This is a genomic window from Parolsenella sp., from assembly GCF_982402205.1.
In genome coordinates this window covers 1-9,427 of record NZ_CEVYAT010000056.1, presented here as the reverse complement: position 1 = coordinate 9,427, position 9,427 = coordinate 1, and the positions used below count along the sequence as shown (strand labels likewise).

At 60.5% G+C, this 9,427-nt stretch carries 13 protein-coding genes; 9 read left to right on the top strand and 4 right to left on the bottom strand.

Going from position 1 to position 9,427, the window contains the following annotated elements; translation table 11 throughout:
* Window positions 1-170: 170 nt before the first annotated feature.
* From AC1VTH_RS04460 to AC1VTH_RS04445, 4 genes are all read right to left on the bottom strand, one after another.
* A complete protein-coding gene (locus tag AC1VTH_RS04460; RefSeq protein WP_481334919.1) occupies window positions 171-779 on the bottom strand; it encodes an FxLYD domain-containing protein in 609 nt (202 codons plus the stop codon).
* A 1,045-nt stretch (window positions 780-1,824) separates the two neighbouring features.
* Entirely contained in the window at window positions 1,825-2,190 is a 366-nt protein-coding gene (locus AC1VTH_RS04455; RefSeq protein ID WP_481334918.1) for an arsenate reductase family protein, read from the bottom strand.
* A gap of 11 nt (window positions 2,191-2,201) precedes the next feature.
* The gene (locus AC1VTH_RS04450) at window positions 2,202-2,570 is read right to left on the bottom strand and encodes a nucleotidyltransferase family protein (RefSeq protein ID WP_481334917.1); all 369 of its coding nucleotides are present in this window, start codon (window positions 2,568-2,570) and stop codon (window positions 2,202-2,204) included.
* A gap of 318 nt (window positions 2,571-2,888) precedes the next feature.
* The gene (locus AC1VTH_RS04445; protein WP_481334916.1) at window positions 2,889-3,638 is read right to left on the bottom strand and encodes a hypothetical protein; all 750 of its coding nucleotides are present in this window, start codon (window positions 3,636-3,638) and stop codon (window positions 2,889-2,891) included.
* 107 nt (window positions 3,639-3,745) lie between these two features.
* Here AC1VTH_RS04445 and AC1VTH_RS04440 point away from each other — a divergent pair, with 107 nt between their 5' ends.
* The 9 genes from AC1VTH_RS04440 to AC1VTH_RS04400 all read left to right on the top strand — a co-directional run.
* Entirely contained in the window at window positions 3,746-4,162 is a 417-nt protein-coding gene (locus tag AC1VTH_RS04440; RefSeq protein ID WP_481334915.1) for a hypothetical protein, read from the top strand.
* Window positions 4,155-5,534: a VG15 protein gene (locus tag AC1VTH_RS04435; protein WP_481334913.1), complete on the top strand. Its 1,380-nt coding sequence runs from the start codon at window positions 4,155-4,157 to the stop codon at window positions 5,532-5,534. The genes AC1VTH_RS04440 and AC1VTH_RS04435 overlap by 8 nt, the downstream gene beginning before the upstream one ends.
* 1 nt (window position 5,535) lies before the next feature.
* Window positions 5,536-5,724 (top strand): hypothetical protein, encoded by a 189-nt coding sequence (locus AC1VTH_RS04430; RefSeq protein WP_293826137.1) that lies wholly within the window; start codon window positions 5,536-5,538, stop codon window positions 5,722-5,724.
* A 1-nt stretch (window position 5,725) separates the two neighbouring features.
* A complete protein-coding gene (locus AC1VTH_RS04425; RefSeq protein ID WP_293826140.1) occupies window positions 5,726-5,884 on the top strand; it encodes a hypothetical protein in 159 nt (52 codons plus the stop codon).
* On the top strand, window positions 5,877-6,260 hold the full coding sequence (locus tag AC1VTH_RS04420) for a hypothetical protein (RefSeq protein ID WP_481334912.1): 384 nt from the start codon (window positions 5,877-5,879) through the stop codon (window positions 6,258-6,260). The genes AC1VTH_RS04425 and AC1VTH_RS04420 overlap by 8 nt, the downstream gene beginning before the upstream one ends.
* Window positions 6,257-6,451 carry a hypothetical protein gene (locus AC1VTH_RS04415; protein WP_481334911.1) on the top strand — a complete coding sequence of 65 codons (195 nt, stop codon included), beginning with the start codon at window positions 6,257-6,259 and terminating at the stop codon, window positions 6,449-6,451. The genes AC1VTH_RS04420 and AC1VTH_RS04415 overlap by 4 nt, the downstream gene beginning before the upstream one ends.
* Before the next feature lie 164 nt (window positions 6,452-6,615).
* On the top strand, window positions 6,616-6,846 hold the full coding sequence (locus AC1VTH_RS04410; RefSeq protein WP_481334910.1) for a hypothetical protein: 231 nt from the start codon (window positions 6,616-6,618) through the stop codon (window positions 6,844-6,846).
* A 55-nt stretch (window positions 6,847-6,901) separates the two neighbouring features.
* Complete coding sequence (locus tag AC1VTH_RS04405; protein WP_481334909.1) at window positions 6,902-8,686, top strand: CpXC domain-containing protein; 1,785 nt, start codon at window positions 6,902-6,904, stop codon at window positions 8,684-8,686.
* On the top strand, window positions 8,687-9,427 hold a 741-nt coding region (locus AC1VTH_RS04400), incomplete at its 3' end, for a nucleotidyltransferase domain-containing protein (protein WP_481334907.1).

Genomic DNA, 9,427 nt, shown 5'->3' with positions numbered 1-9,427 from the left:
GGCCAGGTGCTTCTTGACCAGCAACATGTTGAGGTAGTCCGACAGGTTTGGCGCGTCGAGCACGTGCGCCCCGAGGAAGCCATCGATGCTTGACGCCTCGAGCAGCTCGTCGAGCAGTTCCTCCGTCAACGGTTCCGCCATGATGCCCTCTCCCACCAAATGCCTAGAGCCTAGAAACCAGAAACGTCACCCAGCTTATAGTTTGCGACCTTGTCGACGGCCGTCATTCCCGTGGCCTCGAATTTCCACGTTCCATCGGCAGCGAGGTTGTTGGTGTTGGCGAGCGCGGTGCCAATCTGGTTGCCGTCGGCGTCAAAGAGGTTGTAGCTCACCTGCACGTAGCTGAGCTGGTCGTTCGTGTTGTTGGTAAGGATGCCCGATATCTTGGTCGAGTAGGCATCGCCGTCCATGGCCTCGTCGGTGATGGAGTACTTGTCAGCAGCAGCGGTCGCATCGAGAGTTGCGGCGGCATCGTTCGAGGTCAGAGAGGCGGTGGCATCATCGATTGCAGCAGCGTACATGCTCTGGGTGCCCAGCACGATAACGACGGCGAGCACGTTCACGACCACCGACGCAATGGCCATGCCCTTACCGGCCTTCTTGCCGCGAAGCGCGCCGGCGAGTCCCACGATGGCAAACACCAGGCCAATGGCGGCAAGGACGAACGAGAGGTTGTTGATGAAGGGCAAGAACGAAGTCACCAGGGCAATGATGCCCAGAACGAGGCCCACGATTGCGGCTGCCGACTTGGGCTTCTGAGGTGCGTTGTTATCCGCCATGTTTCTTCCTTCCCGAGGGGTTACGGTTGCCCCATCGTAGAAAAGCGCGGAGGGAAATATCGTAGCGGAGCGCTAATTAGTGGACAAACAGGCAGTCTTGCTACGCCCGTCTGGCATGAAATTGGCTCAATGCTACCAATCGAAAAATCAAAGGATATCCCGGATTGGCCATTTAGGGCGCTTTAGTTCCGACAGGCACCAACAACGGGCTCCATTTTGATTTAACGGATAGCTCAGAGTACGTTCCTCGCATCCTCGCTGGCTGCAAAAACGCGCTCTCTTGCTAGCAAGAAACTTCGCACTTCCAAAAATGTCAGTGAAACCGGTTACACGTGCGATGGCGCAAATTAAAGGATAGACTCAGGAGCTCACGGCGACCGACTTGCGTTGCCGCGCAACGCTCAAGGGGTCAAGCGTGCACCCAAATAGCTCACTTTCCTATCCCTAAATATCGACGTACCGCACATGTAACCGGTTTCACTGACAGAATGGCAACGGTCGGGAGCTTGGAGGACACGTACACGCCGCCATTTGGCGCGCCCAGAAAGTTTGTCCTTCCATAATTGTCAGTGAAACCGTTTTCCGGTGCAGCTGATCAAAATAACGGATAGGGAATCTGGCTCAGCCGGACCACAAATCGCCCAAGCAGACACCAGAACTGCAATTCAACGGACATCAAGAGGCCTCATGGGGACGCTTCCGAGCTCAAATCTATCCCCTAAACAGCAGGCCACTGCACCAGAAACCGCTTACATTGACAGAAGCGGTCAGCCCAAAGGAGACGCCAGTGAAGTTTGGCATGCGCAAGCCCAGCATCAAGAAGTCGATTGCAACAAGGACGCGCGGCAAGGCCACGTTCAGTATCTGGGATTTGTTCAAGCAGCGGCGCGTCCGGCCAGGCGACCGTACCCCAGTAGCGATGCACCCGGCCTGACGGTCACGCCCAGCGACACCGTCACATTCAAGACAAAGAGAGGGCGCCGGGATAATCCCGACGCCCTCACAAAGCAAAGCATCTAACGAGCGTCCCAACGCGCGGGCGAGCCTACTCCCCCAGCAGTGCCTTGGTCCAGACGGCCTCATTAAACCCGGGGATGGCAAAGTCATCGCCTACAAGCAGCGGACGCTTCACCAGCATGCCATCGGTGGCAAGTAGGTCGAAGCACTCAGCGTCGGACACGCCGGCGTCGAGGCGAGCCTTAAGGCCAAGCTCGCGATACTTCATGCCAGATGAGTTGAAGAAGCGGCGCACGGGCAGGCCCGAACGAGCATGGAAGCTGGCGAGCTCGCCAGCCGTGGGGTTGTCGAGCACGATGTCGCGGTCGATGTAGTCAACGTCGTGATCGTCAAGCCACTTCTTGGCCTTCTTGCAGGTGGAGCACTTGGGATATTCGATAAACAGCACGCTCATGACAGATCCAATCAGTCGATGTTCGCCAGTGCCCTAAAGGCGTCATCATATTCTTCCATGAATTTGACCGAATGAGCCACGAAATCGTCGTTGGTGACGACCTTGACGTTGGCGCCTTCAACATCCCCATAGACGATAATCCCGTCGCGTCCAACGGACTCGAAGAACGTCCGCGAGGCCCCGCGCATCAAGGAAACGAGGTCGACGTTACGGCCAAGCACGCGCACGAGCTCGTAGCCCAAGTCGCAGAAATCAGCAAGCCTCACGCCGGGCGCAAGCTTGGCAAGCACGTCTACGTCCGACTTGTCGGTCTGCCCGTTGCGCGAGAAGGACCCGAAGAGCGCAGCGCAGCGAAGCGAACAAGCTCGTACTTTGCGCACGTCTCCCGGATTGCCGCGATGGCCTCGTCCCCGGTTTGGGCGGGAGACAGCGCCTCAAGTTCCTCGCTTACCTCATCAACCGTGAATGTCATTGGCGCCACCTCGTGTCGTCAACCTGATTCTGAGACGTCGCGAGTCGAGCGGAACGAATAAGAGAGACGTCCGCCAATGCAAGACAACGCACGGACTCAAAGAATACGAGCAAGGGGTCACCTAATCAGGACTGACCTCTAATTGCAAACGGAGCCGGAGTCCTCGCAAAGAAGTGGCCTGGCCCCATAATAATGCTCGTGCTCGTCTTTGATTGTCGATCAATGGCTAAAGCCCGTTCATCGGCAAATCCCACCCCCAGAACCAAGGAATGGCAAAGAGCTCATACGAAGCATGCTCTGGAAGCGAGCTCATAGCAGAGACCTCGAAGGGTAACGTCTGGCCCTTCGCAGGAACATCGGCAAAGGAATTCGATCCGTAAACAATCTTGCCGTCGCCATCACGCAGAATCACGCTAACCCATGCCTGGCTCGAGTCACCAAGGTCAGCGAGGGTCGTGAGCTCACCCGTGAACGATGTCTCATAGTCACCCGGAACTTCATTAGCGTTAGCAATCGAAAAGTACTCGGTTGCCTTGTCGTTCGTTCTAACGTAATTCGACCTAGAATCAGTAACGGAAAACTCAACACTGGCAGGCGCGGTTTCCGTCCCAGCTTGGCAACCAAAGCGCTGTTCCTCGCCCGGCATAAGAGATCTCATCACCTGGGTGTCGTTAAATAGGATCTTTCCGCTTGCGTCCTTACCCGTAATCGAAAGCGTTGGGTACTCGATGGAATACAAATCGTTGGGGTTCTTCCAGACGATTCCGTACATTATGTAGCCGTACTCAGTGACATAGTAACCAGAATCCTTGATCTCGACAGGAACCGGCTCTTCCTTAGTATCCACCGTCTCGGCAGCAGGAGTAGAGTTCGCCGCACCGCCGCCCTGGCTGTTGCCGCAGCCAGCAAGCCCTCCCAGGACGAGCGAGCCCGTAACAGCCAGAAACGACCTGCGCGAGATGTTGTGAGCCTTCATGATTGCCTCTCTTTGGCCTTGGCAGGTCCTTCTGGCCTGCCTTTGACAAGAGGATAAGGCAAGTATCTGACATTAAACTCGCCGCCCGCTTCTCGGGCGAGACGGACGTGCCCATCAGCGAGCTGGGCGTGGTGTCGGACAACCCGAGCAGCGCCGAGGCCATCTACGCGGCCAAGGAGCCGCTGGTCATCGACGCGCAGAACCTCAACGCCGACAACGGCGAGGCGCTGGTGAACGTCGCCACCATGGCGCTCGCCGCGGCCAACGACACCGACTTCGCCACCGAGGCGGCGCGCGGCCTGTCCATCCAGCCAAAGTTCCGCAACCCCGCCATGCCCTCCATCGTCTCCCAGGCCGACGCCATCACAAAGATGATCGGGGCCATGCCGTGGCTGGGCGAGAGCGACGTGGCGCTCGAGGAGTACGGCTTCACCGACGACCAGATACAGCGCCTGCGCTCCGACCGCGCCCGCTCCCAGGGGCGCGAGACGGTGCGGCAGGTGATGGGCGGCGGCGATGCTTAGCGCCGACGAGCTCGACGCCTACGACATGCTCATCGACGGCCTGTCGGAGAGCGGCCAGAACTACGTGCGCCGCATGCTTGGGGCGTGGGCCGAGGCCCACCCCGGCTACTCGGTGGCCGACATGCGCGACTACGCCATCGGCGTGCTCGCCGACGCCTGCGGCACCTACGGCGAGTCGTGCGCGGGCGTGGCCGCGGACTTCTACGAGGAGCAGGCGGCCGACGCCAACATCCGCTCCGCGCTCGTGGAGGGCGCCGCTGACCGTGCGAAGGCCGAGCGCGTCGTGCGCTACAAGGCCCAGAAGCTCGTCGCGGGCGACTACGAGGGCTTCGTCTCCGAGCTGTGCTCATACCTCGACACGAGCGTGCGGCGCACCGCGAACCTCACCACCATGGCCAACGCCAAGCGCGACCGCCGCAGGTACGGCGAGAGGATGAGGAGGGCGGGCGTGCACGGCGTGCGCTTCGCCCGCATCCCGCGCGGCGGCGAGACGTGCACCTTCTGCGCGATGCTCGCCAGCCGCGGCTTCGTCTACTGGGCCGAGGAGACGGCGGGCAAGTTCGACCACTTCCACAACCGCTGCAAGTGCCGCATCGTGGCGAGCACCGACGCCGACGTCGAGGGCTACGACCCCACGGAGTGGTACGCCCGCTGGAAGGCCTACGAGCAGATAGACGCCGACGAGAGCCTGACGGAATACGGGAAGGTCCGCACTAAGCAGCTGCTCTCGTCCGGCGTTGCGGAGAGCGTCGACGATGCGCGCGCCCTGTGGCTCGAGGAGTCCGAGAGGATGGCCTCCAACCTCGCTGCCGTCGAGTCGAAGCCGTACCGCGAGGCCGTAAGTGGGCTGTTCGGAGAGGGGCTCGGTGAGAGTGTCTGGAAGGACATCCACCACACCCTCAAGGTCAAGAGTGGCATGCCGCGCGAGAGTGTGTACGCCTATGACCTCACAGCCGGCAAGAAGATTGCTTCCGTCACCGACAGCAAGAAGCGGCTGGGCGCCGACTTCACACCTGAGATGCTGGAAGCCCTGGAGTCGGTCAAGGGGTCACGGCACGAGGTTGCAATTCTCCACAATCATCCGCTCAGCGGCATGCCGTCCGTAGCCGACTACGCCTCGCTCGAGAGGAGCGGTGCAAGCCTCGGCATAATTGCCTGTCACGATGGATCTATAATCAAGTTCAAGGTTAATAGACCTGGCTTTGCAAGCCTCGGCAAATCGGAGGCCGAAAGCCTGGACGACAGCCTTGCTGACTTCTACAACGTGAGGGCTAGTGCGGGAAAGCGCGAGACGGAGATTTTCGAGGCCATCTCGATGCAGTTTGGGGTGCAAGTTGAGCGGCTACAGTTCAATCAAGTCCAAGCTACGTGATATGGACCTCGGAAACGACGAGTACTTCTACGCCAACGATCTTCTTATCTCCCGTCTTAGCGAACGCGAAAGCAAGCTCTACTACGAAGAGCTCAAGATTGCCGACGCGCTTCGTTCCGAAAAGGGATACCTCAACGTCACAAACGAAGACATTGAGTCGGCGATAGACGCAGCGGGCATCGAGGATTAGCATGGCGGATTCCCGAGACTCGCTTGTCGTTGCCGTCATTGAAGCAGAAGCCAAGGCTGCCAAGGCAAAGCTGGAACTTGAGCGCAACGACCTACAGCGCGAGCAAGAGTGGCTGGAACGCCGCATCGACGAGGAGAGGGCGAGGCTCGAGCGTGGCTGACATCCTCTCGATGGTCTCGGACGCACGCGAGGTCGTGAAGACGGTTGCCTCGGTAGACGACCGCATAAAGCTCGCGGCCGCGCTCGACTCCGTCTCAGAGCTCCAGGAGAAGAACTACAAGCTGAAGCACAAGGTGAAGAAGCTCAAGAAGAGGCTCGCCGCAATGAAGCGCATGGAATCCTACGGCGGCGCCTACTACGTTCTTGAGGACGATGGGCGCAAGGTTGGGCCCGTGTGCCCGCTGTGCTGTCAGCAGAAGCGCGTCATCGTGATTCTAGAGCGCGAGCGTGGCAGCGGGCATTGCCCGAGCTGCAGAACCCGCTACCCTGGCATCAAAGCATCCATCGAGGGATACAAACAGGTGATTTCATATTGAGCAGCCAACATGGCGGCATCATCCTCATGGGCGCGTTGGCCGTGCTCCTCATCGGCCTGCGCCTCGCGGGCCTAATCGACTGGCCGTGGTGGGCGGTGCTGCTGCCGCTGTGGGGGCCGTTCGCCCTCGTGGTCGCGCTCGTCCTCGTCATCGCGGTGCTCGAGGCCGCAGTGGAGGCCCTCAAAAAGTGATCTAGTCCAAATTTTCGTCAATTCGTTGCGAAAAACGGCCCCGCGAGGGGCCTTTTTCATACGCACGCAAGCCGCGCGCGGCAAGTCGCGGCACGGCACCGAGCGCGCCGGGCAAGCGCGACCGAACACTCCCGAGCGGGAGGAAGAAGAAGGGGGGGGAACCAATGCCGTTCACGCCAATCGAGACGCAGGTGCAGCTGGACGCCGTCATCAGGGAGCGCATCGAGCGCGCCGAGAGGAAGGCCGCCGAGCAGTTCGCCGACTACGACCAGCTCAAGGAGAAGGCCGCCAGGCTCGACGAGCTGGAGAGCGCGAGCAAGAGCGAGCTCGAGAAGGCAAACGAGGAGCTCGCCAGGCTGCGCAATCAGGCCAGCGACCGCGAGGCGGCCGTTTAATGTCCGCAAGGACCCTTACCATAGCGCCAAAGGCAGACCTCGAAGGGAGCATGGTATGGCAAGCGAATTCCCCAGCGGCTATTGGCGCTACACGAACGGCGAGTACGCAGACCTTCCGGCCAACGAGCTCGCGCGCCGCCAAGCGGCCACTTATAGCACCGAAGACGTCGTCGAGCTCGTCGACGGCAGGCTCATGTTCCTCACGGGCGCCGTCGAGCCCGTGGAGACCGAGCACGAGGGTTACTTCCTCGAGGGAATCGAGTGCAACGCCGACTTCCTCCCCACTGGCAACAGCCCCTGCGCCTTCATGGGCCTCGATGTCGTACGCACCGTCGGTCACGTCTCCGACGACCCACTTCTCTTCCTCTGGATGGATACCAACTGGTTCATCCGCGACCGCGAGCTCACGCCCGGCCTTCTCGAGAAGCTCCCGGAGGGCCCGCTGCGTCGTGGCGTCATTGAGGAGGCCCTCAGCCAGCACAACCCCGCTCGCCAAACCGCCTCGCCCTACATCCCCGCAGAGCATGCCAAGCTCGGCCTTCTCCCCGGCCTGCGCATTCATGGCGGCGAGACCATCACCCTGCCGCAAGATCTCGAGATACTCATCGACGTCATAGTGGAACGCGATCAGACCACTAACGAGGCAGACGCGACCCACATCCTCCCCTTTGGTTACAAGGCCTACGCAAACTACTTCAACAACCTCAGCTCATTGGCCGAGCACTACGAGGAGAGCGACCCCGAGCTCAGCGACCTCATCGTCGACGTCTCCCGCGCCATGCAGCGCGCCAACACCAAGGAGCTGTGGTCGGTCGTGCGCTACGTTGGCCCCGCCCTCTCGAACAAGGAGCGCACGCTCACGCCCGGTCGCTGCTATTACTGGCCCACCTCGCCAGACAACCCCGTCTACCAGGGCGTCATTGACGACTCAGAGATCTTAGCCTTCATCTATCCCTGCGATGCCGATCACTGGAAAATCATCCGCGACCCTCTTGGCATGGCCGCCCGCGCCCTCGCTGGCGAGTTCGACGTCGATGTCACCTGGGGCAACTTCCTCGTCGACTTTGGCGAGGTCGAGGGCGACCCGCTTTCCGGTAAGCGTCAGCCAATCTTTCGTATCATGCCAGACTACGAGCGGCACGATGCCTGGGGAGCCTCCGAGCAGGACCCTGTTGACTTTGCCTGCCCCAGCTGCGGGTCTCCGCTTCACATGGACGCATGGACCAAGATTAACGTACGCAACGACCCCAAGCTGGCGCGTATGATCGATGATGGCTCGTACTGCGAATTTACTTGTCCCACCTGCGGTTACAAGGCGCACCTCGCCCATCCCACGCTCTACCTCAACCCGGCTAACAACGCCTGCATCTACCTCGTGGCAGACGAGGCGATGCGCAAGAAGGCCGAGGAAATGTTTGACGGTCTCGCGCACGTCCATGGCATTGGCGAGCCGGGCAGCGGCCCCATGCGCATCGTGACCACGCGAGAGGAGCTGCGGGAGAAGGCGGTCATCTTTGCCTGTGGATACGATGATCGCGTTGTCGAGCTGCTCAAGCTTGGGGTTGCCGGGCAGGTCATGGACACGGGCATCGGAAGCCCTGACAGCGAGTACTCCGTGAGGTTCCTGCAGTTTGGCTACGACGCGGAGAAAGGCAAGCTTACGATCGTCTTTCGCATTACCTTTGAGGGGCTGGATGCGAGTTTTACCACGAGCCTGCCAGACGAGGCATACGATCTGCTCGCGAGCGACCTTGCAAACAGCCCCTACGCAAACGACCAGGGCTACTACGTAGACAGGCAGTGGGCATACGACCACTATCCGCACGTGGAGGATGACTAGATGCACGCCACTATCAATCGCGAGCTCGACGCCCTCGAGCTGGAACGCAACGTCTCCGTTCTCTTTGCCTGCGAGTCGGGCAGCCGGGCCTGGGGCTTTGCCTCGCCGGATAGCGACTGCGACGCGCGCTTCGTCTACACGCGCAGTCTCGCCTGCTACCTTGGCCTCGAGAGGCAGCGCGACGTCATCGAGTGGAGGCTCGACGACGCCCTCGATATCAACGGCTGGGACCTAGGCAAGCTCCTGCGCCTCATGCGCGGGTCGAATCCCACCGTCTTCGAATGGCTGGCCTCGCCCATCGTCTACCACGAGCTGCCGGCATTCTCCCAGGTGCGCGAACTCGCGAGCACGGCCTTTCAGCCAAAGCCGTGCGTCTACCACTACCTACGCATGGCCACGCGAAACTACGAGGCCTTTCTGTTGGGCGAGACGGTCAAGACCAAGAAGTACTTCTACGCGATCCGTCCACTGCTTGCCGCCCGCTGGATCCTCGACGAGCGAACACCAGCGCCCATGCGCTTTGACGAGCTCGCAGCGGCTAAGCTCGATGCTGCCATTTCCCCGCTCGTAGACGAGCTCCTGCACGAGAAGGTCAATGAGCCCGAGCGGGAGACGCGTCCGCGCATAGACGCGCTTAACGGCTGGATCGAGGCGCAGATTAACGAGGTCGAGAGCCAGCTCACCAGCCTGGAGACACTCAAGAAGCCCAGCTGGGACGGCTTTGACGAGGTCTTCCGAGAG

Excerpts from the sequence above, each read along its gene's own strand:
- AC1VTH_RS04460 (WP_481334919.1), bottom strand. The coding sequence starts at position 779 with ATGGCGGATAACAACGCACCTCAGAAGCCCAAGTCGGCAGCCGCAATC.
- AC1VTH_RS04455 (WP_481334918.1), bottom strand. The coding sequence starts at position 2,190 with ATGAGCGTGCTGTTTATCGAATATCCCAAGTGCTCCACCTGCAAGAAG.
- AC1VTH_RS04445 (WP_481334916.1), bottom strand. The coding sequence starts at position 3,638 with ATGAAGGCTCACAACATCTCGCGCAGGTCGTTTCTGGCTGTTACGGGC.
- AC1VTH_RS04435 (WP_481334913.1), top strand. The coding sequence starts at position 4,155 with ATGCTTAGCGCCGACGAGCTCGACGCCTACGACATGCTCATCGACGGC.
- AC1VTH_RS04430 (WP_293826137.1), top strand. The coding sequence starts at position 5,536 with ATGGACCTCGGAAACGACGAGTACTTCTACGCCAACGATCTTCTTATC.
- AC1VTH_RS04425 (WP_293826140.1), top strand. The coding sequence starts at position 5,726 with ATGGCGGATTCCCGAGACTCGCTTGTCGTTGCCGTCATTGAAGCAGAA.
- AC1VTH_RS04410 (WP_481334910.1), top strand. The coding sequence starts at position 6,616 with ATGCCGTTCACGCCAATCGAGACGCAGGTGCAGCTGGACGCCGTCATC.
- AC1VTH_RS04405 (WP_481334909.1), top strand. The coding sequence starts at position 6,902 with ATGGCAAGCGAATTCCCCAGCGGCTATTGGCGCTACACGAACGGCGAG.